We start from the raw sequence: 23,352 nt of genomic DNA on the forward strand, positions 1-23,352 counted from the left end.
GGGGAGGGGGCGGGGGCGGGGCAGGGGGAGAGGGAAGGTCGGGGTGCTGGCGCTGGTGCTGGTACGGGTGCGCGGCGGCTTCGGGTGGAGGTGTACAACGCGCCGCCTGCGCGGCGGGCGGCGACCGACGCCGAACCGCTGGGCGGGCGGGGCGGGTTGGGACTCGTCGGGCTGGCCGAACGTACCGAGGCCGTCGGTGGCACGTTGCACGCGAGCCGGGCCGAGGACGGGGGGGTGGCGGCTGACGGCGGAGTTTCCGTTGCGGGGGGCTGTGACAGGATCGCCCGCATGACCGATGCGAGCGACGGTGCCGGCGTGGGTGGTTCAGCGCGACGTATCCGGGTTCTGATCGCCGACGACCAGGAAATGGTGCGTACCGGCTTCCGGCTGATCCTCCAACTCCAGCCCGACATCGAGGTGGTGGGCGAGGCGGCCGACGGTGCGGAGTGCGTGGAGCTGGCCAGGAGGCTGCGGCCCGACGTGTGCCTCGTCGACATCCGGATGCCGAAACTCGACGGGCTCGAGGTGACCCGGCTGCTCGCGGGGCCGAAGGCCGTGGACCCGCTGCGGGTGGTCGTCGTGACCACCTTCGACCAGGACGACTACGTCTACGGCGCGTTGTACGGCGGTGCCTGCGGGTTCCTGTTGAAGGACGCGGGGCCCGGGCTGCTGGTGGAGGCGGTGCGGGCGGCTTCGCGCGGCGACGCGCTGGTCTCGCCGGCCGTGACCGTACGGCTGTTGGAGCGGATCGGTGAGCAGCGGCCCGCGGCGGAGGCCGCCCGGCGGGCCGAGGTTTCCTCAAGTCCGTTGACCGGCAGGGAACTTGACGTGGTGCGGCTGGTCGCCGACGGGCGGACCAACCAGGAGATCTGCGACGAACTGTTCGTCTCGCTCTCCACCGTCAAGACCCATATGGCCAGCATCCAGGGCAAGTTGAAGCTGCGGAACCGGGTGGAGATCGCGGCGTGGGCGTGGCGCTGCGGCGTGGTGGGCGACCGCTGAATCGGCCGGTCACGGTGCCACGCCGCGTGTGGTGATGGTCGGTTGCTCGCTCGCGCCCTCACCCGATCGCCTTCGTCCTGCTTCTACTTCTACTTCTACTTCGTCAGGCCGTAGTCGAAGCTCACCCTGTCGCCGTCCACTCCGGTGACGGAGATCAGCATCTTCTTGGTCTGGCCCTTGAAGACGGCGGTGCACTCCACGGTGTAGTCCATCTTCGCGCGCAGCCCGCCGGGGCAGCTCACGGACTGGGGGCCGTCCTGGACGAAGGGGATGGCGTAGTTCTCCTTGGCCTGCTTCTCGACCTCGGCGCGCGGCACCGTGTGATCCGCCCCGCTCGCGGTGGCGACCGACGAGTTGTCGAACACGTTCCAGGCCACCACGACGCCGCCCGCCAGTACTGCGGCCACGGCCAGGGCAATGACGATGCGCTTCATGCGGAACTCCTCGATTCGCGGTGCGGCCGGTCCCCACCGGCTGCTCTGCTCAGAGACTCCTCCTGCGACAGCGTCCGCCGCCTCGGTACAACGGCCGGTTGCAGACGTCGGCCTCGGCCGGAAGTACGAGGGCCGTTCGGCGGGCGGGGCATGGGGGCGACCCTATGCGCGGGCGCGGGTACGTCACATGCGTTCGGCCTTCTCCTTCGCCGCTCTTGCGATCCAGGCCCGGCAGCACCATTGAGCGAGTCCGCCCACCGCGAGGGACACGAGAATCGCTCCCCAGTCGATGACGTGCGGCAGCCCGGGAAAGAAGGCGAAGAAGACGAGCGCGGCGACAAGACCCGAGAGAAACGCGACGACACCGGCCCGGCGCCGCCGCGTCTCCGACGTCTCGTCCGGATCCTGGGCCTTTTTCTGCTCGGTCATGAACAACTCACTTCGTGATGTGGTGACACTGACTCACGCGACGCGTTCCGTTGACGTAGAGATGGGCGCACGCCTTTCCATAACGAGGCAGCGTGTGCGGAGAGTTGTTCCGCATCGGGTCGATCTTGCACTCGGCGTGTGTCGCGCCGCGCGAGGTGCGGTAGAGCCGGTTGTTGGTGTCGGCGTAGGTGAAGTCGATACGCCAGTTGCAGAATCCGCTGCTCAGCGCCCCGACGAAAGCGCAGTCGACTCCGGCGTTCTGGTATGTGAGCTTTCGGCCGCTGCCTCGGATGATGTGCGTGAACAGGCAGCCTGTCGGGATCTTCATCGTCATACCGCCCACGCTGTACTCGAAGGTACGCACGGGAGTCGACCCGATCGCGCCGGCTTGCGCGCCGGTCGATGTGGCGAGGACAAGTGCTCCTGCGGCGGCCAGGGTTGTGGTGAGGCGCGCGATGTACCGCATGGCCAAGGCAGTCCCTTTCTGGTGATCTCTTGATGAGTACCGGGGACAACCACGTCCTGCAGTGGCCGGTTACAGGATTACCGATCGAATCACCGCCATGTGTGATCAGCGAACGACCGGCTGACCAGAAGAAACGTTCATGAGGGCCCGGCGGGTCCTATATGTGTTTGTTCGAGGACGGCAAGGGCGGCGATCCCGTACCGGGCCGGACCGGGGACTCGGGGAGGCGGTTGTGAGCTGGGGGGATGCGGGTGTCGGCGGGGGTGGTGCGGGACGGGGGGGGGTGGGCTGCGGCTCTACGTTCGGCAGCCTCGGGAACGTTGGCGGTTCGGGGAGGCATCATGCGCAGGACCGGGTCAGTCGTGGGCGTAATCATGATCGTGGTCGGGGTCGCGTTCGCGTTGTTGAGCCTGCTGACGTATGCGGACAAGGGGGATCGGCAGCTTGCCGAGCATCGTCTCTACGACCTTCAGCTCTCGGCCGAGGACGAGGCGCGGGCGAGGGATGATCTGGCGAGCGTCCAGGACCGTGAGCGGCTCAACATCGAGGTGGCGATCGGGGGGACGGTCGTGGCCGTGGTGGGGGGTGTGGTGGTCAGGAACGGTCGTCGCCGGGGGCGGTCCGTGGCGCCTTCTCCGTCGCGCTGAGGTTCTGTTGTTCCGGCTGCGACCAGCGCGCCAGCAGGTGGTCGGCCTCCCGGGTGCGGGGGTGGTTGGCGCCTTGGACGCGGATCATGTCGGCCAGCAGGGTGGTGAGTTGGGAGGCCGCTGTGGGGTGGTCGCCGTGGCGGTGGAGGAGTTCGGCGCGTTGTTGGCGGGCGCGCAGGGTGCGGGGGTGGTTGGCGCCCAGTACCACCTCCAAGGTCCGCTGGAGTTCCTCCAGTTGGGCCAGCGCGGCGGCGGTGTCTCCGGCGACGCCGCGCCAGAACGCAAGGTTGACCCGGTAGGTGAGCGTGGTGGGGTGCTCGGCGCCGAGCGCGAGTTCGGCGTCGTCGGCCGCGGTGACGAACTGCTCGATCGCCTCGTCGAGTTGGCCGGCGTTTCCGTGCCAGTAGGCGAGGTTGTGCCGGGCGATGAGGGTCTCGGGGTGCAGTCGGCCGAGGACGACGGCAAGGCCGTCCACCGCCTGTTGGTACGTGGTCACGGCGAGCCGTACGTCACCCGTCTCGCCGATCCACCGGCTGAGGCCGGCGAGGGTCCGCAACGTCGTCGGGTGGCGGGGGCCGAGCTTCCGTTCCAGATCCCGGGCGAGTACGGCGTATCCCTCGCGCGCGCCCCCGGCGTCCCCGGAGAGCCCGCGGCACAGGGCGACGTGCTCATCGGCGGTGGTCACGAGCGGGTCGTCGGCGGGGAGTACCGCACGCGCCTCCGCTGCCAGGGTGACGAAGTCGGCGAGCGCGTCGTCGATCAGACCCGACTCCATCCGGAAGCGCGCCTCGTGCAGCCGGACGGACAGTGTGTCGAGGTCGGAGCGGCCGAGACTCTCCTCCGCCCTCCGCCGTATCTCCGCGAGCGACCGAAGGGCCGCCACCGGGTCCCCGAGATCGCCCCCGGCCTGCGCTGCCTGCGCCCGTAGCGCCAGCACGTCCCGGTGGTCGTCGCCCAGCTCCCGCCGAGCTCGCTCGGCCAGGCCCTGCGCCATGTCCCGCGCCGCGGCGGGCCGCCCCAGGGCGGTCAGATACGGCCCGAACCGGCGGAGCAGGGGGTGGAGGCCGGGGCGGGGATTCGGGGTGGGCCGGGGGTGCGGGGCGGATGTGGGGTGCAGGTCGGGCCGAGGCTGCGGGCTGGGCAGGGGGTGCGGCCCGAGCGGGGGTGCAGGGCTGGGCTGGGGGTGTGGGTCGGATGGGGATGCCGGGTCGGGCCGGTGTTGCGTACCGGGCCGGGCTTGCAGGTCAGGCCGGGCTCGCAGGCCCGACGAAGGCTCCGGTTCAGGCAAGGAACGCAGATCCAGCGGGTGACGCACGCCGAGCAGGTCGTGTGACGAGCCGCCCTGCCCAAGGTTGCGGCCCTCGTGCCCAAGGTCGCAGCCCCCGTGCCCAAGATCGCGGCCCCCGTGCCCGAGGTCCCAGCCGCCCTGCCACAGCCCCCCGTCGGAATGCGTCAGCAATGTCTCCGCGCTGCGATAGAGCGCCGTCTCGGTTTCCGGGTCGCAGTCCGGGGTGGACCAGATCTCCTCCAGGGCGTCGGCCGCGGCCAGGGTCAGGCGGTTGCGGTGGGCGGGCGGTATGCCGTCGCGGATCGCGCGTTGGACCAGGGCGTGCACCTCTACTACGGACAGTGTGCCGTGGTGGGTGATCAGGCTCAGGCGGTGCAGTGCACGGAGTGCCAGCAGGGTGGCGCGTTCCGGTACGGCGTCGCCGGACGGGCCGTTGGCGAGCCAGGCACGCGCCGTCGCACCGAGCAGTACCGCGTCGGGGATGCCGTCGGGAGCGAACATCGAGATCAGTTCGAGCATGGCGCGGGCGGTGCCCGGTGGGGCCAGTGACTCCGCCCGCTCCAGGGCGAGTTGGAGGGTGTCCGTCACCGTGGCGCCGTGTTCGTCCGCCGGGGAGGAGGGCGGGAGGAGGCCGGCGATGTTCTCCCTGCGGTCGGCCAGCAGGTTCAGGTACCTGGGCAGGTCCATGCCGGTGTCGATGAGGAACGCGGCGGCCTGGGAGAGGGCGAGCGGGAAGTGGCCCAGCAGTGCGGCGAGGGTCGACAGGTCGTCGGGGCAGTGTGCGGCCGAGCCCGGGTCGTCCGGGTCGTTAGGGTCGAGGCGTAGTCGGTCGGTCAGGTATGCCGTCGCCTCGTCCGGGGTGAACACCCCTACCGGTATCACCCGCACGCCGGGGCGCAGCAGTGCCGCGTCTCTTCGGCGGGTGACCAGGACGGTCCGGCCGGCGTCGCCGGTGGGCCGGAGTCCGGCCAGTTCGGCGGGGTCGTCGATGTCGTCCAGAACCACCAGCCAGGGAACGGCAGTTGATCTCAACCAGGTCAGGAACAGGTCGGCCTGCGTCTCGTCGTCCCCGCCCGGCACCGAGGTCTCCCCAGTGCCGCCGGTGACGCTCGCCCCGGACAGTGCCCGCCACGCGCGGGCGTAACTTCCCAGTACCGAAAGGCGGTTGCCGGCGGGTACCCAGAGCAGGACCTCGGCCCGCCCCTTGGCACGGTGGAACGCCGCCGAGGCCAGCTGCGACTTGCCGACACCGCCCGCGCCGGTGAGCAGGACCTGCCGTACGGAAGGGTCCAGCAGACCCGCGTCGATGCTCTCCGCCAACTCCTCGCGCCTGCGCAGCGCGGCGGCGTCGCCCGGCGGCCGGCCGACCACGATCCGTGCCCGCACCTCCACCGGCACCCGCTGTCCGGGAGTACCGGTGGGGACACCCCGGTACTCCCGCGCCGCCCGCCACAATCGCTGCCACTGCGCCATACCGAGCTGCTGTCCACCCGGCCCGCTGCCCGGCCGGTCGCCTCCCGCCGCCTTCTCCACGGTCTGCACCAAGGCCATGACCGCCTCGAACTGGCGAGGAACGGACTGCCCGTTGAGCCACTCGCCGAGCCTGCGCGCGTTCACCGTGACCCGCCGGCCGGACGGCAGCGTCGTCGCGCCGGCCCGCCGTGCCAGGGTTTCGTCCGACATGTCCGGCAGTCGTCGGCGCAGCCGGGTCAGGGCCGTCGCGAACACCAGCCTGGGATCATCGGTTTCGCGCTCCGCCATCCGGTCTCCCCCCGGCCCGCTCGCCCGCCAGTCGTCGGAGTCTAGTGCGACGGCATCTCCCGGTCCGGCCCGCAACGGGAACCGGTGTCCTCCCCGCCGACCGCCGCTGAACTGCCCGTACGGCGCGGTCGGTTGGCAGGGCCGGGTTCCGGCCGCCGTGGCGTCCGTACCGTGGCCGTACGCAGCCGGACGGTCGAAAGAGAGGTCCCCGTATGGGAGTTGAGGATGGTCGTCCTTGGCCCGAGTTGATCCGTGACGAGAATCCCTGGCAGTCCCGACAGGGCGGGGTCGGGCACGTGCATCTGCGGGTGTGGCGGGTGGGGGCGGAGCGGGTGATCGTCGTGATCAGCGGGTGGAGTACCGAGGACGGGCTGGAGGTCGCCGTGCTTCCGCTGCTCCGTGCCGAATATCCGGACGACACGGTCGAGTTCTTCTTCCATCGGCCGATGGACTGGGGGACCCTCGCGTACTACGCGGAGCTGTCGTTGCGCGGCGACGGGACGCTGAGTAGCACGGATATCGCGGGGGACGTCGTCGCGGCTCGCCTCGGGCCCGCCTTCTACGCGACCGAGGATCCGGACGACTACTCGAGCGGCTACGGCGGTGCGTGACGCGGTGCCTGAGGCGGGCACGGCCAAGGCACGGCCAAGCCACGGCCCGGGCAAGCACAGGTCCGAGGAGTAAGCTGGGGTTACCGAGGGTACTCCGCGCACCGGCCTCCACGCCCGTGTCGTTTTCGGCGATTGAATACGCCGGGCCGGTTGCGACCGGCCCAGAGCAGGGTTCGCGTCATGACTGCGCCCGTTTCGTACGCGCCGACACTCGAGGACCGGTCCGCCGCCGCTCCGCCCCTTCGGATGTCGCTCGCTCCCCTTGGTTCGGCACCGGCCCTGCTGGACGGTGCCTGGTGGCCCCGGTCCCGTGATCTGGCCGCGGAACTTCCCCCGTTGACCGCCGTACTCGACTCCCTGTGGGGGCGGATCACGAGGATCACGGTGAACCCCACGCACTGGCCGGCCGACTTCCCGCGCAAGGTGCCCGTCGCCGGGCATGTGGTGAAGGTGGGCTGGTTCCTGGCCGAGCAGGACCCGCACCAGCTGCTGCTCCTCTCGTACCGCACCTCCCGCTGGGACCTGCTGATCGTCCCGCCGGAGACGGACCCCACCACGGCAGCCTGGCTGATGACCGCCGCGAGCGACCCGTCGCGCACGTCGACCGCGAGCGAGCTGATGGCGGAAGCGGCACGCCTTCCGGCACCGGCATCGATACCGGCTCCGGCAGCGGGGGTGTGAGGGTCATGGGCAACTTCCTGACCGTGGTCGTGCTGCTGGCGGTGGTCGGTGCGGGCGTGTTCCTGATCCGCCGACTCCGCAACCAGCGCAGCGAGCGCATCGACGTCTTCCCCTACGGCCGCTCCCGCACGGACGTCCGGGAGCCGGCGCCCTCGGCCACGCACAAGACGCGCAGCCGGGCCGGCGCGAGCGGCACCGACGACCGGCCCGACCACCGCGACGACGGACGCGCACGGCCCCCGGCACGGAGCCGGGCCGGAGTGCCGGAGAAGTGAGTCACCGGCCGACGCAACCGACGTAACACAGCCTCGACAGCAGCCCAGGACCCCGGCCGCGCCACAGACGACAGGAATGTGAGAGCCATGGGTGTGCTGATCACTGTGCTGGTGCTGGTCGTCGCGATCGGGCTGGTGCTGGTCGCGCTGAGCCTGCGCAACGTCCAGCAGTACGAGAAGGGCGTGGTGTTCCGGTTCGGGCGGCTGCTGCCGGAGATCCGCGGGCCGGGGCTGCGCGTCATCCGGCCGATCGGGGACCGGATGCGGAAGGTGTCCGTCCAGACCGAGGTGCTGAGCATCCCGCCGCAGGGATCGATCACCGCCGACAATGTGACGCTCACCGTCGACGCGGTCGTCTACTTCAAGGTCATCGATCCGGTGAAGGCCCTGGTGAACGTCCGCGACTATCCGAGTGCCGTCTCCCAGATCGCCCAGACCTCGTTGCGCGCGGTGATCGGCAGGGCGGATCTGGACACGCTGCTCTCCGACCGCGACCTCATCAACGCCGAGCTCAAGAAGGTGATGGACGCCCCGACCGAGGAACCCTGGGGACTGCGCATCGAACGCGTGGAGATCAAGGACATCGCCCTCCCGGAGTCGATGATGCGCTCCATGTCCAAGCAGGCCGAGGCCGAGCGTGAGCGCCGGGCCCGGGTCATCGCCGCCGACGGCGAGTTCCAGGCGTCGCAGCGGCTGAGCGACGCCGCCGCAACCATGGCCGACACCCCGGGCGCGCTCCAACTGCGCCTGCTGCAGACCGTGGTGGACGTGTCCGCGGAGAAGAACAGCACCCTGGTCATGCCGTTCCCGGTGGAGATCCTCCGGTTCTTCGAGCACCAAGGGCGGGAGACCGACGCCGAGTTCGCGCGCAGGACCGGTCCGCGGCCGGCGCTTCCCGAATCTCCTGAACTCCCCTCGGTCCCCGAAACACCGGCACCGGCGGTCCCCGCCCCGACCGTCCCCGCTCCGGCCCCCGCGCCCGTCTTCTCCTTGGGCGGGAAACGGGTCAACTCCGATGCCGATACGACACATGCCCCCGGCTGACACCCGCCCCCTCCCGTCCGCCCCCCAGACATGGACCAGGTGGCCCGGATGAGGTCCGACAACCGGTCCGCCCGGGTCCAGGTACTGGTCGCCGAGCAGGCCGCGCGGCACGGTGGACGGGTGGGTGTCGCCGATGTGTGCACCGCCGCCGTGGCCGCGCTCCCCGTCGGCGGCGCCGGGCTGTCCGCGATGTCCAGGCCCACGAAGGCCAAGGCCGCGGCGAGCCATCCGCTGTGCAGCACGGACGACATCAGCGAGCAACTGGAGGAGTTGCAGCTCACGTTGGGCGAGGGGCCCTGCGTGGACGCCTTCCTGCACGGCTCCGCCGTCCTGACCCCCGACCTGCGCAGCGGCCGACTCCAGGACCACTGGGCCGTGTTCGCCGACGCGGCCCTGGAGGCAGGGGCACGCGCCGTCTTCGCGCTGCCCCTCCAGATCGGGGCGATCAGCCCGGGAGTCCTGGACCTGTACGCCGACGTGCCGACCGTCCTGGACCCCGACCAACTCGCCGACGCGCTCGCCTTCGCCGATCTCGCGACGCTGCTCCTGCTCGACGCCCGGATCGACGCGAGTGCCCCACCGGTCAACACCCCAGCCGCGGAACGGGACTTCGAGGACCTGGGCGGCTACCGGGCCGAGATCGACCAGGCCACCGGCATCCTCACCGTCCAGCTGGGCACAGGCATTGACGAGGCCTTCGTACGACTGCGCGCGCACGCCTACATGCGGGGGCGCCGGCTCGCCGACGTGGCCGCCGACGTGGTGGCCCACCGACTGTGCTTCGCTCCGGACCTCACCCGGAACGACGATCCCACCCGGAACGACGACCACGACCAGCCCGACGACCACGACCAGCCCGACGACCACGACCAGACCTGACTGACCTGACGCGATGAGGGTGTTCATGATGAACCAGCAGCTCCTGGCCAAGACGTTCGTCGAGCTGGCGGACAACCTGGTCGCCGACTTCGACCTGATCGACTTCCTGCGCCTGCTCACCGACCGCTGTGTCGGCATGCTCGGCGCGAGCGCCGCCGGCCTCCTGCTCGCCGACCGCGACGGCGAACTGCGCGTGATGGCCGCCTCCGACGAACGGGTGCGACTGCTGGAGCTGTTCCAGCTGCAGAGCGACGAGGGCCCCTGCCTGGAGTGCTACCGCACCGGCACCCCCGTGCTCGTCACCGACCTGACCCGGGAGGTCGAGCGCTGGCCGCGCTTCGCCACCGCCGCCCACCGCAGCGGCTTCGCCTCCGTCCAGGCGCTGCCGATGCGGCTGCGGGACGAGGTCGTCGGCGCCCTGAACCTGTTCCGCGCCGAGCCCGGCCCCTTCGACCCGGCGGGCACCCTCATCGCCCAGGCGCTGGCGGACGTGGCCACCATCAGCCTGCTGCAACAACGCACCACCCACCGCAGCACGATCCTCAACGAGCAACTGCAGGCCGCCCTGAACAGCCGCATCCTGATCGAGCAGGCCAAGGGCAAACTCGCCGAACGCCGGGGCGTCGACATGGAGCAGGCCTTCACCGCCCTGCGCGGCTACGCCCGCTCCCACAACCGGCGCCTGTCGGACGTGGCCCGCGCCTTCATCGACGACTCCGAGCCCCTTCCCGGACTGGCAGTCTGACCCGTCAGGCCGCCCTCTTCGCCCCGCGCGTCTCGGCCATCACCTGGTCGTGAAGGCGGGCGCAGGTGCGGGAGATCAGCCGGGACACGTGCATCTGGGAGACACCGAGCTGCAGACCGATGCGGGCCTGTGTCATCTCGCAGAAGAACCGCATGTAGAGGATCTCGCGCTCGCGAGCGGGCAGCGCCCGCAGTAAGGGGCGCAGCGCCTCGCGGTTCACGATCAGATCGAAGTCGGGCTCGACGCCGCCGAGGGTGTCGGTCAGCGGGTGGCCGTCCGTGGGGTGACCGGGTACGGCGTCCAGCGACCAGGCGGTGTACGCCTCCAACGCCCCCTGCCCCAGCCGCACTTCGGCCTCGGTCAGCCCGGCGTGCGCGGCGATCTCGGGGACGGCGGACGTCACCCCGCCCCGGGTGGCGCTCAGTTCGTAGTCGGCGGAGCGTACCTGGCCGCGCAACTCCTGTACCCGGCGCGGGACATGGACGACCCAGAGGTCGTCACGGAAGTGCCGCTTCACCTCGCCGAGGATCGTCGGGATGGCGAAGCTCGGGAAGGCGGAGCCGAGACTCGGGTCGAACCTGGACACCGCCTTGACCAGGCCGAGTTGGGCGACCTGCGCGAGATCGTCGAAGGTCTCACCGCGGTGCCGGAAGCGCCGGGCCAGCCGTACGGCCATCGGCATCCAGGCCACCACCAGCTCCTGGCACAGCGCGGACCGCTCCGGACCGGCCGGCAGCGTGGCGAGCCGGCGGAACGACTCGGCGGTGTCGGGGGAGTCGTCGTAGGAACGTTTGGTGGTACGGGACTTCCGGGTGCGGTCGGCCTGCATGGGGGCGTGCTCCCTCTTCGGTGGTGTCACTCACCGTGGGGTCGGCGGACCGCAGCACATGGGGGAGGAGTGGACACCGCTCCCACGGGGGTGCCTCCGGTCCGAAGCACACCGGACGACTGCCCTCACGGACCGCTTTCAAACCGGCGCACGCGCGCGGGTGTCCGCGACCCCAACAGGCCGCTGTACGGCGGCGATCCGAGGCTATGCTGGTGGGGAGACGTCCCAGCCCCCGGCGCCGCACCGACCATCGTCCCTCCCGGTCTTCCGAACCGAGGCGCCTCATGAGCACCGCGCGGCAAGCGCACGAACCCGAAGTCCCGGAGCCGTCCGTCATGGGCGCCGCGGACGCCATGGACACGGTGCGGCTGCGCCGGCTGAACCGCTGGCAGGCGGAGGGCATGCGGGAGGATCTGGCGGATCTGTATGTGGAGTCCTCCGACGCCGAGGCGGGCGAGGAGTTCCACGACCGGCAGAAGTTCCTGGCCCGGCTGGCCGACGACGTGAAGCTGCCGGGATTCGACATGCTCGTCGCCGAGGCGGCGGCCCTGGCCGGCTGTGTCTGCGGTTTCTCCGTGCCGCGCGACGGGTCGTGGTGGCAGGGTTTCGACGGGCAGTTGCCGCAGAACCTGGAGCAACTGACCGCGTCCGGGCATGTGTTCGCGATCCTGGAGACCCTCGTCCATCCGCACCAGCACGCTCGCGGGCTCGCCCGCCGGATGCAGGAGCGGCTGCTCACCGACCACCAGGCCTCGCTGGGCGTCACGCTGGTGGACCAGTCCGCCCGCTGGACCCTCGCCGCCCTCAAGGGCTGGGGCTGGCAGGAGGTGGGCCGGATCGAGCGCGAACCCGACGCAACGACCGTACGTGTACTGGTCCTTCCGCTCGGTGAGCGTACGGAGGACCACCCGGACGGTCTGGCCCACAACGACCGGACCCAACGGCCCGAATAGCGGCCCGGACGGTTTAGGTTCCGCGGGCCGGGCTACCCAGCAGGGGCGTCCGACGGCCGTCCTGGACGAAGGCACCGGAGAGTTGGGCCCACAGCTCCCGGTGCCGTCCGGCATACCTCGCTCACGCCCGGTCCGTCGCGTGCACGCGCCGCAGCGCCAGACGCAACTCCCGCCCGATCGGGGCCGGGAGGGGCTCGTCATGTGTCGTGGCGACCAGTGCCTCCGCCACGACCCGGAGCTTGATGTTGCAGTGCTGTGAGACCTCCACCAGCAGGTCCCAGGCCCGGTCGCCGGAGCACGGTGCCAGGGCCATCACCATGCCGCGGGCCTGGTCGATCACCGCGCGGGTCGCCATGGCCCGCCCCAGCTGCTCGTTCTCGGTGCGCAGTGCGACGACCTCGGCCAGCAGGGCCGCATCGCCCGCCACGGTCGCCGACGGCGACCGCTCGTCACGGGTGGTGGTCGGCTGAGTCGGTCGAGTCAGTTGACGCATGATGCAGGGACCTCCCCGGGATATGCCGACAGCAGCGATACCGGGGACCGGGGCCTCACTGACAGCGTAGCCCTACCCAGAGCCCAGGACGCCGGCTCAGGCCATCGGATCCGGGCGGTTGCCGCGGCTCAGCGCACGGGCGCACCAGCCGATGATCGAGGCGTTCACGAGCGCCCCGACGACCATGGAGACGACGAGCATCGCCACGCCGTCCGGCAGCACGAGGAACACCAGGCTCGCCGGGGCCGTGGCCAGCAGCGGGATCACGCCCGCCATGGACTCGCCCGAGTCGTCGGCTGCGCTCACGGCGAGCGCCCACACGACCAGGCCCACGCAGAGCAGGAGATAGGCGAGGGCGAAGGGGTTGCGGAGGTTCTGGCCCAGTCGGCGCAGCGGGGATCGGTCGGCATGGGTGTCGGTACCGGTCACGGGAGGTACTCCTGAAGGTCGTGGGTCAGAGGTGGTCGGCGCCGGGCGGGTTCGGGCGGGTGATGCCGAGGTCGTAGGCGAGGATCGTGGCCTGGACGCGGTCGCGCAGGCCGAGTTTGCGGAGCAGGGCGTTCACATGGGACTTCACGGTGCCGACGGTGATGCCCAACTCCCCTGCGATCTCCGCGTTGTTGAGGCCGGAGGCGAGCAGGGCGAGGACATTGCGCTGGCTGTCGGTGAGGCTCTCCAGTTCGCGCGGGCGGCCCTCGGTGCCGGCATGGAATCCCGTGCCCGCTCCGGACGCGTAGTGGCCGATCAGCCGACGGGTCGCGGACGGCGCGAGCACGCTCTCGCCGCCCGCCACCACCCGGATGCCGTGCAGGAGTTCGGCGGCGTGCACGTCCTTGAGGAGGAACCCGGAGGCCCCCGCGCGCAGCGCGTCGAAGACGTACGCGTCGAGGTCGAAGGTGGTCAGCACGAGCACCCGGGGCGCGTTCTCCCGCCCGGTGATGATCCGGGTGGCGGCGATGCCGTCCATCTCGGGCATCCGTACGTCCATCACGACGACGTCGGGCGCCAGTTCGGCGGCGAGCACCACCGCCGTCACCCCGTCCGCCGCCTCTCCTACGACCGTCATGTCGTCCTCGGCGTCGATCACGGCGGCGAAGCCCGCCCGGACGATCCCCTGGTCGTCGACGACCAGCACCCTGAGGCTCATCGTTGTGTCTCCTCGTCGTCCGGCACCGCGAGCGGCAACCGGAGCTGGACCGTGCCCGGCGGGCGCCCGGTCGTCAGGCTGCCGCCGAGCGGCGCGATCCGCGCGGTCAGCCGGTCCCGTACGGCGGGGTCGGCGGCCCGCGGCACACCGGTCGCCGTGATCGTCAACATGCCGTCCACCGCGTCGAGTTCGAGTACGGCGGGCTCGTCGTCGCCGGTCGCGAGCAGGGTCTCGGCGACGTGGTAGGCGGTCAGGTCGACCTCGGTGGGGAGCCGTTCCGGTACGCGGTCGGTGAGGCGTATCTCCACGTCGCGGCCGGTGGCGCGGCACTGGTGGGCCAGCAGGTCGAGGGCCTGGAGGGTGGGTTGAGGGCGTAGGGCGGGGGTCTGGTCGTCGTCGCGGACCGTGTCCAGCAGGGCGCGCATCGCGGTGAGGGCCTCGCGGGCGCGGGTCGCTGTCGCGTCCAGCTTGCCTGCTTGTGCCTCGGCGATCATGTCGGCGGTTCTGGCCAGGACGGTGGATTCGAGGCCGGCGGCGATTCTGCGGCGTTCGGCCCAGGCGTCCCGTACGGCTTCCTCCGTCCAGGTGGCGAGGCGTTGGGCTTGGGTGTCCTGGGCTGTTCTGGTGCGTTGCCCGCGCAGGGTGCCGATGTGGTGGGCGGTGGTGATCACCAGTGACACGGCGGATGTCGCTAGCAGGGTTACCGCCCAGGTGGGGAGGGTTGTGCCGCGGTGTAGGACGGCGATGGTCAGGGCTGTGGTGTGTGCGGCTGTGGCTGCGACTGTAAAGAGAGAGAAGGGGACTTGAGGTAGTCGGTACGTGCGGGCCGGTGGGGGCTGGTCGCGCAGTTCCCCGCGCCCCTTAGGGGCGACTAGCGCCACGCATGTTGCGAACATGCTCAGTGTTGGTGGGAGCAGCACTGGGCCGGTGTAGTCGCCTACCGCCATTGCCATCGGCCACAGCAGAGCCAGGCCCAGCAACGTGACCTGCGTGACCCGAGGGGCCTTGCGCAGCCACAGCAGGGTGACTGCCTGGGCTGCTGCCAGGAGGGCGAACAGGGCCCTGGCCGATATCTGCGTGCTGGTCGAGTTCGTCTCGGTGTGGATGATCAGGGCCGGTAGGAGTGGCTGTAGGCACAGGCCCGTCGCGGCTACCAGCTGGGCCACGCGGTAGCTCCGGGGGCGGGTGTGTTCCATGGGGGCCGCCGTGCGGCCGGGGAGGGTCGCGCGGACCTCCCAACCGCCCTCTGTCGTGGGGCCGGTGGTGAGGGTGCCGCCTGCTTCTCGGGCCCGGGCGCGGAGGAAGCCCTGGCCTCGGCCGCCGCCCAGGCCCGCGCCGTGGGCCGGGGTGCCGGACGGGGGTGCCGCGCTGGTGATCACGACGTCGGTGCGGGTGTCGCCGTAGCGGCAGATCACCGTGGTCCGGGCGCCCGGTGCGTGGCGGGCCACGTTGGTCAGGGCCTCGCGGACGATGCCGTAGGCCGCGTCGGCGACGGTGCCGTCCGGCAGGGGGTCGATCTCGTAGTCGACTGGTTGGTCGAGGCGGCGGAAGCCGCCGATCAGGGCCGTCAATCTCTCCTCCGGGGAGGGGAGTTCCTCGCGGGAGGGGGCCGGTGCGCGGACCGCGCTGAGTGCGCGGGTGACCTCGCGGCCGGTCTCGGTCGCGAACTCCAGGGCCTCGGCGGCGAGTTCGGGGCGGCGTTCGCGCAGGCCGAGTGCGGCGCCGGCGGTGACGACCACGGCGGTGAGGTGGTGGGCGCTGACGTCGTGCAACTCCCGTTCCATCCGGCGCCGTTCGGCCGCCGGGAGGCGGTGGCGTTCGGTCTCGGCCCGGTTCAGGAGGAGTTCGGCCGTTCGGCGGGCGCGGCGGGTGCGGCGGACGAACATGCCCGCGCCGCACGCGGTGCCGTAGAGGAGGGCGGTCAGGGCGAGGTCGAGGCCGTTGTGGTCGCTGAGCCCGTGCAGGGTGATGTTCTGGAGGAGCTGCCAGGCGGCGAGCGTGACCACGCACAGGACGGTGGTGAAGGTGTCGCGCTCGGCCGCCACGCTGAACAGGGCGAGCGCGACGCCCGCGGTGCCGAGGACCGCCATCGCCCCGCTGGGCAGCGGGCCGGCGCCCACCGCGCAGGCCGCCGCGACCACGACGAGAGTGGTCACCGGGCGGCTGCGGCGCAGGGCGAGCACGGCCGTGACCAGTCCGGCGACCAGGGCGGCCACGAGCAGGTCGGCCGCGGTCGGCACGGTGCCGCGCAGCAGCGGGGCCCCCGGCCACACCAGGGCCTGGGCGCAGATCAGCAGGACCGGGAGCAGCCGGTCGTCGGTTCGTTTCATGACAGTCAAAGGCTATGGGTGCTGGTCCTGGGCCCGGCTCGGGCTGAAGGGGGATTCCGGTCCTCGCCCTCTCTATCTCTGGTTCGAGGCGGCAACCGTCCTCCAGCCCGAGGACCGCGCCCCGCCCCGCTCCTAGGCTCGATCACATCGAGGGAAGCGGTCGACCATCGCTCCCGTCACCACCCACACCACCAGGGGGATCTCCCATGTCCATGTCCAAGCGCGCTCTCCTCTTCTCCCTCGCCGGCGTCGCCGCGGTCGGCGGAGTCGTCGCCGGAGGCCTCGCCGCGTCCGCCGCCTCCGCGCCCACCGAGCCGACCTTCACGAACGGCTCCGCCCGCTACGTCGCCCCCACCGCGACCGGCTCCGGTTCGTTCACCTACACCGTGGACGTGAGCGACGACTCGGGCATCCGCGGCCTCAAGGTCATTGCCTGGCCCGCGAGTTCGAAGCTGGAACCGACAAAGGCGGACCTCCGCTACGTCGACTCCGCCAAGTGCGCGCGCACTTCGGACGACACCTCCCGCTGCACCTACGCGCTGAAGGTCACCAAGAAGGACACGGCCGACATGGCCAAGGGCGCCTGGTACGTCTCCGTACTCGCGACCGCCAAGGACGGCGGCACGACCTTCGCGTCCAAGACCGCCACCTTCGACGTCGCCGGCTGATCCGAAGGCACACACACGCAAACACGGCGCCCCGTCTCGATCGAGACGGGGCGCCGTTGTCGTAGCAGGACGAACGTTGGTGTCAGAACAGGCTCTTGTACGTCTGCCAGCCCGTGGCGACCTTCACGCGCGGGCCGAACGACCCTTTGCCGTCACCGGTGTTGCGCCACACGGCGCCCCCGGTGTCGCGGGAGACGAGGTCGGCCTTCCCGTCGCCGGTGATGTCGCCGACGCCGATGACGGCGTTGTAGGACGAGCCCCAGTTGGCGGCGAGCTTCACGCGGGGCTTGAAGCCGCCGGTGCCGTTGCCGTCGTAGCGCCACAGGGTGTTGGACTTGTCCTGGGCGAGGAGGTCGCCGCGGCCGTCGCCGTTGAAGTCGCCGACGCCGACGATCTTCTTGTAGCCGGACCAGCCGGTCGCGATGCGCACGCGCGCCGACAGCTTGCCCGCGCCGGTGCCCTTGTAGAGGAACACCTCGCCGGTGGACGTCTTGCGGGCGATCAGGTCGGGCAGTCCGTCGCCGGTGAGGTCGCCGGGGGAGGTCAGGAGGTTGTACTGGTTCCAGCCGGTGCCCAGCGAGGTGTGCGGGGTGGAGGGGGTGAACGCCTGGCCGCGGAGGGTGCGGTAGACGCGGAGTTCACCGCTCGCGAAGCGGACGAGGACGTCGTTCTGGCGGTCGCCGTTCAGGTCGCCGAACGGCACCAGGGTCACCGTCGAGGGCCAGCCGGAGGCCGACATGGCGCCGGAGAAGCCGCCGGTCCCGTTGCCGGGGCGGTAGTTGACGACACCGTTCGAGGAGAGGGTGAGGACGTCGCCGATGCCGTCCGGTCCCCAGGTGGTGCGGTTGGTGAAGTCGCGGCGCACGGCGGCTCCGGTGGACACGGCCACCGTCCGCGACATCGTCAGCGCGGCCCCCGAGCCGTCGGCGGGCGTGGCCGTCAGCTTGAAGGTGTACGGCCCGTTGGGCACGAGCGCGCCCGCGCCGTCGCGGAGGTCCCAGCGCGCGGTGAGCGTGCCGTCCACCTCGCCGCCGGTGTACGTCCGCACCACCTTGCCGGTGACCTTGCTGGTCAGCGTCGCCGTCCAGGAGGCGGCGGGCCGGGAGAGCACCGCGCGGTACTGCCACCAGGGGCTCGCGATCGCGCCGCTCTGGGTCGCGTCGGACTCGGTGACGGCGAGCGGCTCGGGGGTGACCCCGCTCGGCACCAGATGGATACGGTGCTCGGCGTCGACGTAGGCCGCCGGTCCGCCGAACTTGTCCACCGTCCAACTCACCCCGCGCAGGCTGGAGTTGGCCGCACCCGCCGCGAGCGCGCCGATCGTGCGGGTGGTCACGGTGCCGCCCGCGAAGGCGGTGAGCCGGAGCTCCCCGGCCGCGGTGTCGTGCCGGACGAGATAGCCGTCACCGAGCAGCGCCTCGCCGGACGGGACGGCGATGCTCTTCTTCGCCGTACGGTCCCAGACGCCGGCGGCGGCGGTCGGTCCGCACGACCAGTAGATCCACCGGCCGACGACCTGCAACTCCTTGGCGACGCAGGGGGCGCCGGTGCTGACCGTGTCGGTCACCTTGCCGGTCTTCAGGTCCTTCGCGGTGACCACGCCGTTGCCGGTGCCCGGGGTCCACAGCTTGGTGCCCCAGACGGAGGCGGCGGTGACGGAGCGGGTGACGATGGGCTGGAGGTCGGTGTAGACGCCGAGGTCGCCGACGTACTGCTTGGTGGGGGTGGAGCCGTTGACGACGGCGTAGCGGCCGGAGATGTCGAGGAAGCTTCCGGAGTCGGAGCCCGTGTAGAAGGCCTCGTCGTCGCCGTTGTCGTCCCTGTTGTCGACGGACTGGACGATCGCCCCCTGGGAGTTGGTGGCGTAGTCGGCGATGAGCGCCACCGCCCGTCCGTCGCCGGTGGCGTACGGGCCGGTCGTGTAGTTGTCCCACGACTGCCAGACCGGTGCGCTCGGCGAGTAGGACGTGCCGGTGGTCGAGATCCGGCGGGTGTAATAGGCGTCCAGGAAGCTGGAGTTGTGCTCGTCGGTGGCCAGGACGCCGTTCTGCAGCGACAGCCGGTCGATCGTCGCGGGCATCGGCGGTACGGCGGTCACGTCCGTGACCGTCGGCGCGTCCGCCCCCGTGTCGGTGACCTTGCGCACCGCCCAGTGCGTGGAGTCGGCGCCGCCCGCGACCAGCAGGCCGCCGTCCGGTGTCGCCGTGACCGAGGTGTTCGCGTGCCGGAGCAGGGTGACCGCGGCGCCGCCCGCGAGGGGGACGGCCGTCAGTGGCTTGCCCGAGGAGTCGGAGCCGTCGTTCGACGCCACCGAGCGGGCGACCACCAGCCAGCGTCCTGCGATGCCCAGGGTGGGGGTGCCCGTCGTGCCGGGCAGTGTCACGCTCGTCTCGGCGGCGGAGAGGTCGGTGCGGTCCAGGACGTGCGCGGTGGTGCCGCCCGACGCGTACCAGACCAGCTTGTCCGAGCTCAGCGCGACGCCCGCCGGGGCGGCGGACACCGTCACGTCGGCGGTGACCTTCGCGGCGGCGAGGTCCACCAGCGCCAAGTGCCGTACGGTGCCCAGCGCGTAGGAGACGACCGCCGTGCCGCTGTCACCGCCCAGCACTTGGAAGTTCGCGGTGATCCCGGCCGGCCATCCGTCGACGAGGGTGCCGTCGGCGGGCGCGCCGTCGCCGTACAGATACAGCAGACGACTGCCGTCGGCGGCCCGCGCCTGGGTCAGCACATGGGTGCCGTACGTCGCCGTGTACAGACCGTGGGTGAGAGCGACGTCCGTGGCGGTACCGGCGACCGGGTCCCTGAGGACGACCTTCGCGTTGGCCGAGACGACCTCGGTCACGAGATCGGAGGACGACCCGAGGTACGCGGGGCTCTCCACCCGGTCGAGGGCGCCCAGTCCGGTCGTCGTACCACTGTCGTACGACGTCCACAGGTACCCCGAAGTACCCTCCCGCGCATGCAGATAGCCGCTCGGACCGGCACTGAAGATCCGGTCGCCGCGCGGGAGGTAACGGTCCGACTGGAAGACCGTGTCCGCCGCGACAGGGGTGTTCCCCACCGCCCCGGCCGGCACGGACAGCGGCCCCGCACCGGCGGTCACGACAAGAACCGCCAACGCGGCGACGACGCCACGGGCGGTGGTACGACGGGCCAACGCGGCCTCCTGGACGAGAACAGGGCGGGCGTGGCGGGACGGCGGTGACCGAAGACCGAGTGCGGGTACGCCTCGGCCGGTACCGTGAAGTGTCTACAGCCCCCCGGCTGTCCCCCCATGCAAGATGCACAGGAGGCTAACAGCGCCCCTGGATCATCAGGTGAACCGGGCGTCTCTTCCTCATAACGGTGCACGGGACGAAGGGCAGGTCATGAGCAACTCTCCTACGGCGGCCGGAGGTTACTCCGGCACCCCCCTCGCCAAAAAGATCGGCGTCAAGCCGGGCCACCGGCTGCACCTGCACCACGCCCCCGCCCACTGGGCGATCCCCGGACTGCCCGAGGACTGCGAAGTCGGAGCCGGTACCCCGCGCGGTGCCGACGTCACCGTGGCCTTCTACCAGGACCGGAAGCAGCTGGACGCGGAATGCCCGGATCTCGTCCGGGAGCTCGCCGACACCGGCATGCTGTGGATCGCCTGGCCCCGCAAGGCCGCAGGCCACGTCAGTGACATCACCGAGAACGCCTTGCGTGACCTCTTCCTCCCCCTCGGGGTCGTCGACGTGAAGGTCGCCGCGCTGGGGGAGGACTGGTCGGGGCTGAAGTTCGTGCGGCGGAGGGAAAACCGGCAAAGCCGCAACAAAGGTCCCGCAAAATGAACTTGAGTCGGAGCAACCGGCTGACCTGAGGCAACATCTTGGTGAACGGGGAGTGCTGCGCGGTCAGGTCGCGGGCATCGCCGGATGGCCGGATGGAGTGAGGGACGTGGTGGAGCCGAGGATCGCCGTCGCCGTGGTGACCATGGGAAACCGGCCCGCCGAGGTCGACGCGCTCCTGGAGTCCGTGGCCAAGCAGGACCTCCCGCCCACCCGCATCGTGATCGTCGGAAACGGCTGCCGGCTCCCCGAGTTCACCGACCGGCTCTCCCTGCCCGGCGAGGTCACCACCATCGACCTCGACGAGAACCTCGGCTGCCCCGGCGGCCGCAACGTCGGCCTGGCCCGGCTCCGCGCCTTCGGTGACGTGGACGTCGTAGTGGAACTCGACGACGACGGCCTCCTCGTCGACGCGGACGTGCTGCGCCGCGTACGCGACCTGTACGCGGCCGATCCCCGTCTCGGCATCGTCGGTTTCCGGATCGCCGACGAGCACGGGGAGACCCAGCGCCGCCATGTGCCCCGGATCGGCGCGGGGGACCCGATGGAGGGCGGATACGTCACCGGGTTCCTCGGCGGCGGGCACGCGCTGAGCATGGCCATGCTCGCGGAGACGGGGGACTGGCCCGCCGAGTTCTTCTTCGCGCATGAGGAGACCGACCTCGCCTGGCGCGCCGCCGACGCCGGCTGGCGCATCCTCTACGCCCCCGAGCTGCTCCTCCAGCACCCCAAGACCTCGCCCGCCCGGCACGCCATCTACTTCCGGGTCACCGCCCGCAACCGCGTTTGGCTGGTCCGCCGCCGGCTCCCGCTCGCGCTGATCCCGGTCCACCTGGGCATCTGGACACTGCTCACGCTCGTACGGACGCGGTCGCGCGCCGGACTGCGGGCGTGGTTCGGCGGATTCATGGAGGGCGTGCGCGAATCCGCGGGGGAGCGGCGGCCGATGCGCTGGCGCACGGTGTGGCGGCTGACGCGGCTGGGCCGCCCGCCCGTCATCTGACCAGGAGAGTCGGTAAGGGACGAGGACCCGGTCGTTCACCTCCGCCGACCGGGCCCTCTCGCGTCCCCGGACCCGGCCACGACGGCGACACTCCCCCGAGTTGCGCGTCGAACGCGCGCACCCTCGGGGCCAGATCCGATGAAGTGATCACATCAGGTCGCGCCAACGAATCGCTAACATGTGGCCAACGGTGCCCATGATGCTCCCGGGCCGGATGGCCTGAAGTCGCCGCGCGGTGGCGGGAGACGCCGGGTACGGTAGCGGATCCGGGCCCTCGACGGTCGGGACAGGGTGGCGGGAAACCGCCGTGAACAGGGCGGAAATCCGCCAACGACGGCGGAGGGCTCCGCCGCGGAGCACGGCCGCGAGGGGCCGCGCGGAAGGGTGACGGGTCGCTGTGATGCGGTGCGAGCTGCGGTTCGGACTGCTCGGCACGCCTGTCCTCTACGGCCGCGACGACGACTCCGTGCACCCCATCGGCGGCACCAAAGTGCGGGTCCTGCTCGCCGCGCTGCTCCTCGAACCCGGCCGGGTCGTCTCCGTGGACGCCCTCAAGGACGCCCTGTGGGGCGGTTCACCACCGGCCTCCGCGCACGCCTCCCTGCACAACCACGTGACCCGCCTGCGCCGCCTCCTCGACGACCCCGACCGGCTGCGCGCGGTACCGCCCGGCTATGTGCTCCGCGTCGACGAGGGCGAACTGGACGTCCACGTCTTCGAGACCCAGGTCGCCACCGCCCGCACCGCGCACGCGGCCCGGGACTGGCCCGTCACCCTCCGCGCGTGCACGGCCGCCCTCGCCCTCTGGCGCGGCACCCCGCTCACCGGCCTCCCCGCCGAACTCGGCGGCTACGCCTTCGCCCAACGCCTCACGGAGGCCCGCCTCCTCGCCCTCGAATGGCGCTACGACGCCGAGCTGGCCCTCGGTGGCGTACGACTCGGCGGTCTCGTACCGGAGTTGGCGGCGCTCGTCGCCGACCACCCCCTCCGCGAGGCCTACCACCGCCAACTGATGCTCGCCCTCCACCACACCGGCCGCCAGGCCGAGGCCCTCGCCGTCCACCGAGACCTCCGCAACCGCCTGATCGAGGAACTCGGCATCGAGCCGGGGGCGGGGGTGCGGGGGGCGCATGCGGAGGTGTTGCGGGGGGTGGTGGATGCGGGGGCCTCCGGCGGTGCCAGGGGTGCCGGGAGTGCCGGGGGTGACAGGAGTGCTGGCGGTGCCACCTACGTCGGGGGTGCCGGGGTATCCGGGGATGCCGGGGGTGTCGGCGGTGCCGGGGGTGACAGGAGTGCTGGCGGTGCCACCTACGCCGGGGGCGCCAGCGGGGGCGGGGTTTCCGGGGGTTCCACCGCCGGCGGTGCCAGGGATATCGGGAGTGCCGGCGGTGACGGGAGCGTCGGCGGTGCCGGAGCTGGCGGAGCCGTCGGCGCGGACGAACCGGTGACCTCGGGCCGCGGTCCCGGGTCCGTGGGCTCCGGTCCCAGGCCCTCCGGCTCGGCTGCCGGGTCCGTCAACTCCGGCCCGAGGTCTGACGACTTCGGCTCTGGGCGCACAGAGTCCGTTCCCGGGTCGGCCGACTCACCGCCTGGGTCCGTCAACGCCATCCCCGGGCCCTCCGGCTCCGCTGCCGGGTCCGTCAACTCCGACCCAGGGTCTGATGACTTCGGCTCTGGGCGCACCGAGTCCGTTCCCGGGTCGGCCGACTCACCACCCGGGTCCATCAACGCCATCCCCGGACCCATCGACTCCGCTCCCGGGCCCGTCAACTCGGCTCCCAGGCCCGCCGACTCCGCCCCCGGGTCCACCCACCCCGCTCCACAGCACACCCCCCACTCACCCCCTCCCCTTCAC

General features: G+C 71.4%; 24 protein-coding genes. 13 read left to right on the top strand and 11 right to left on the bottom strand.

The genetic code is table 11. The features are described 5' to 3' along the window. The coding region (locus OO70_RS56465; RefSeq protein ID WP_234337136.1) for a hypothetical protein at window positions 1-210 on the bottom strand (210 nt) is incomplete at its 3' end. Window positions 211-288: 78 nt separating this feature from the next. Here OO70_RS56465 and OO70_RS49060 point away from each other — a divergent pair. Continuing rightward, the gene (locus OO70_RS49060) at window positions 289-1,002 is read left to right on the top strand and encodes a response regulator (RefSeq protein WP_051742444.1); all 714 of its coding nucleotides are present in this window, start codon (window positions 289-291) and stop codon (window positions 1,000-1,002) included. Between the two features lie 95 nt (window positions 1,003-1,097). Here the strand turns inward: OO70_RS49060 and OO70_RS49065 are convergent, their stop codons facing one another. The 3 genes from OO70_RS49065 to OO70_RS49075 all read right to left on the bottom strand — a co-directional run bounded on the left by OO70_RS49065 (window position 1,098) and on the right by OO70_RS49075 (window position 2,331). After that, window positions 1,098-1,436, bottom strand: a complete 339-nt coding sequence (locus tag OO70_RS49065; protein ID WP_043687728.1) for a DUF4333 domain-containing protein — start codon at window positions 1,434-1,436, stop codon at window positions 1,098-1,100. A 183-nt stretch (window positions 1,437-1,619) separates the two neighbouring features. Further along, window positions 1,620-1,865, bottom strand: a complete 246-nt coding sequence (locus tag OO70_RS49070) for a hypothetical protein (RefSeq protein ID WP_043687730.1) — start codon at window positions 1,863-1,865, stop codon at window positions 1,620-1,622. Window positions 1,866-1,872: 7 nt separating this feature from the next. Next, entirely contained in the window at window positions 1,873-2,331 is a 459-nt protein-coding gene (locus tag OO70_RS49075; protein WP_043687731.1) for a hypothetical protein, read from the bottom strand. A gap of 341 nt (window positions 2,332-2,672) precedes the next feature. On the opposite strand from OO70_RS49075, the gene OO70_RS49080 reads away from it, so the two are divergent. Beyond that, a complete protein-coding gene (locus tag OO70_RS49080) occupies window positions 2,673-2,978 on the top strand; it encodes a hypothetical protein (RefSeq protein ID WP_043687733.1) in 306 nt (101 codons plus the stop codon). Here OO70_RS49080 and OO70_RS56760 read toward each other — a convergent pair. After that, window positions 2,926-6,027, bottom strand: coding sequence for a tetratricopeptide repeat protein (locus tag OO70_RS56760; protein WP_043687735.1), 3,102 nt, complete (start codon window positions 6,025-6,027; stop codon window positions 2,926-2,928). The two genes, OO70_RS49080 and OO70_RS56760, sit on opposite strands and share 53 nt — an antisense overlap. Window positions 6,028-6,239: 212 nt before the next feature. On the opposite strand from OO70_RS56760, the gene OO70_RS49090 reads away from it, so the two are divergent. From OO70_RS49090 to OO70_RS49115, 6 genes are all read left to right on the top strand, one after another. Beyond that, entirely contained in the window at window positions 6,240-6,638 is a 399-nt protein-coding gene (locus tag OO70_RS49090) for a hypothetical protein (protein ID WP_158711658.1), read from the top strand. 180 nt (window positions 6,639-6,818) lie between these two features. After that, window positions 6,819-7,319, top strand: coding sequence for a DUF5994 family protein (locus OO70_RS49095; protein WP_078651897.1), 501 nt, complete (start codon window positions 6,819-6,821; stop codon window positions 7,317-7,319). Window positions 7,320-7,324: 5 nt separating this feature from the next. Continuing rightward, window positions 7,325-7,594, top strand: coding sequence for a hypothetical protein (locus OO70_RS49100; protein ID WP_043687741.1), 270 nt, complete (start codon window positions 7,325-7,327; stop codon window positions 7,592-7,594). 87 nt (window positions 7,595-7,681) lie between these two features. Further along, on the top strand, window positions 7,682-8,638 hold the full coding sequence (locus tag OO70_RS49105) for a slipin family protein (protein ID WP_078651898.1): 957 nt from the start codon (window positions 7,682-7,684) through the stop codon (window positions 8,636-8,638). A gap of 48 nt (window positions 8,639-8,686) precedes the next feature. After that, window positions 8,687-9,517 (top strand): GAF and ANTAR domain-containing protein, encoded by an 831-nt coding sequence (locus OO70_RS49110; RefSeq protein ID WP_051742448.1) that lies wholly within the window; start codon window positions 8,687-8,689, stop codon window positions 9,515-9,517. Between the two features lie 28 nt (window positions 9,518-9,545). After that, window positions 9,546-10,262, top strand: coding sequence for a GAF and ANTAR domain-containing protein (locus OO70_RS49115; protein ID WP_043687776.1), 717 nt, complete (start codon window positions 9,546-9,548; stop codon window positions 10,260-10,262). A gap of 4 nt (window positions 10,263-10,266) precedes the next feature. Here OO70_RS49115 and OO70_RS49120 read toward each other — a convergent pair whose 3' ends face one another. Next, complete coding sequence (locus tag OO70_RS49120; RefSeq protein ID WP_043687744.1) at window positions 10,267-11,091, bottom strand: SigB/SigF/SigG family RNA polymerase sigma factor; 825 nt, start codon at window positions 11,089-11,091, stop codon at window positions 10,267-10,269. 284 nt (window positions 11,092-11,375) lie between these two features. On the opposite strand from OO70_RS49120, the gene OO70_RS56475 reads away from it, so the two are divergent. Next, on the top strand, window positions 11,376-12,044 hold the full coding sequence (locus OO70_RS56475; protein WP_234337137.1) for a hypothetical protein: 669 nt from the start codon (window positions 11,376-11,378) through the stop codon (window positions 12,042-12,044). 121 nt (window positions 12,045-12,165) lie between these two features. On the opposite strand, the gene OO70_RS49130 is transcribed toward OO70_RS56475, so the two are convergent. The 4 genes from OO70_RS49130 to OO70_RS49145 all read right to left on the bottom strand — a co-directional run bounded on the left by OO70_RS49130 (window position 12,166) and on the right by OO70_RS49145 (window position 16,014). After that, complete coding sequence (locus OO70_RS49130; protein WP_043687747.1) at window positions 12,166-12,537, bottom strand: ANTAR domain-containing protein; 372 nt, start codon at window positions 12,535-12,537, stop codon at window positions 12,166-12,168. A 96-nt stretch (window positions 12,538-12,633) separates the two neighbouring features. Continuing rightward, a complete protein-coding gene (locus OO70_RS49135; RefSeq protein ID WP_043687750.1) occupies window positions 12,634-12,966 on the bottom strand; it encodes an SCO4225 family membrane protein in 333 nt (110 codons plus the stop codon). A gap of 25 nt (window positions 12,967-12,991) precedes the next feature. After that, window positions 12,992-13,684, bottom strand: a complete 693-nt coding sequence (locus tag OO70_RS49140; protein WP_043687753.1) for a response regulator — start codon at window positions 13,682-13,684, stop codon at window positions 12,992-12,994. Next, window positions 13,681-16,014 carry a sensor histidine kinase gene (locus OO70_RS49145; RefSeq protein WP_043687755.1) on the bottom strand — a complete coding sequence of 778 codons (2,334 nt, stop codon included), beginning with the start codon at window positions 16,012-16,014 and terminating at the stop codon, window positions 13,681-13,683. Before OO70_RS49145 ends, OO70_RS49140 begins: the two co-directional genes overlap by 4 nt. A 206-nt stretch (window positions 16,015-16,220) precedes the next feature. On the opposite strand from OO70_RS49145, the gene OO70_RS49150 reads away from it, so the two are divergent. Continuing rightward, the gene (locus OO70_RS49150) at window positions 16,221-16,682 is read left to right on the top strand and encodes a DUF5707 domain-containing protein (protein ID WP_078651899.1); all 462 of its coding nucleotides are present in this window, start codon (window positions 16,221-16,223) and stop codon (window positions 16,680-16,682) included. An 82-nt stretch (window positions 16,683-16,764) separates the two neighbouring features. Here the strand turns inward: OO70_RS49150 and OO70_RS49155 are convergent, their stop codons facing one another. After that, window positions 16,765-19,839 carry an FG-GAP-like repeat-containing protein gene (locus OO70_RS49155; RefSeq protein ID WP_043687758.1) on the bottom strand — a complete coding sequence of 1,025 codons (3,075 nt, stop codon included), beginning with the start codon at window positions 19,837-19,839 and terminating at the stop codon, window positions 16,765-16,767. A 211-nt stretch (window positions 19,840-20,050) separates the two neighbouring features. On the opposite strand from OO70_RS49155, the gene OO70_RS49160 reads away from it, so the two are divergent. The 3 genes from OO70_RS49160 to OO70_RS56480 all read left to right on the top strand — a co-directional run. Then, window positions 20,051-20,497 carry a DUF3052 family protein gene (locus OO70_RS49160; protein ID WP_043687761.1) on the top strand — a complete coding sequence of 149 codons (447 nt, stop codon included), beginning with the start codon at window positions 20,051-20,053 and terminating at the stop codon, window positions 20,495-20,497. A gap of 106 nt (window positions 20,498-20,603) precedes the next feature. Then, a complete protein-coding gene (locus tag OO70_RS49165; RefSeq protein ID WP_043687763.1) occupies window positions 20,604-21,497 on the top strand; it encodes a glycosyltransferase family 2 protein in 894 nt (297 codons plus the stop codon). A 400-nt stretch (window positions 21,498-21,897) separates the two neighbouring features. Further along, on the top strand, window positions 21,898-23,352 hold a 1,455-nt coding region (locus tag OO70_RS56480), incomplete at its 3' end, for a BTAD domain-containing putative transcriptional regulator (RefSeq protein ID WP_234337138.1).

It is taken from the genome of Streptomyces xylophagus (assembly GCF_000716435.1).
Classification (GTDB): domain Bacteria; phylum Actinomycetota; class Actinomycetes; order Streptomycetales; family Streptomycetaceae; genus Streptomyces; species Streptomyces xylophagus.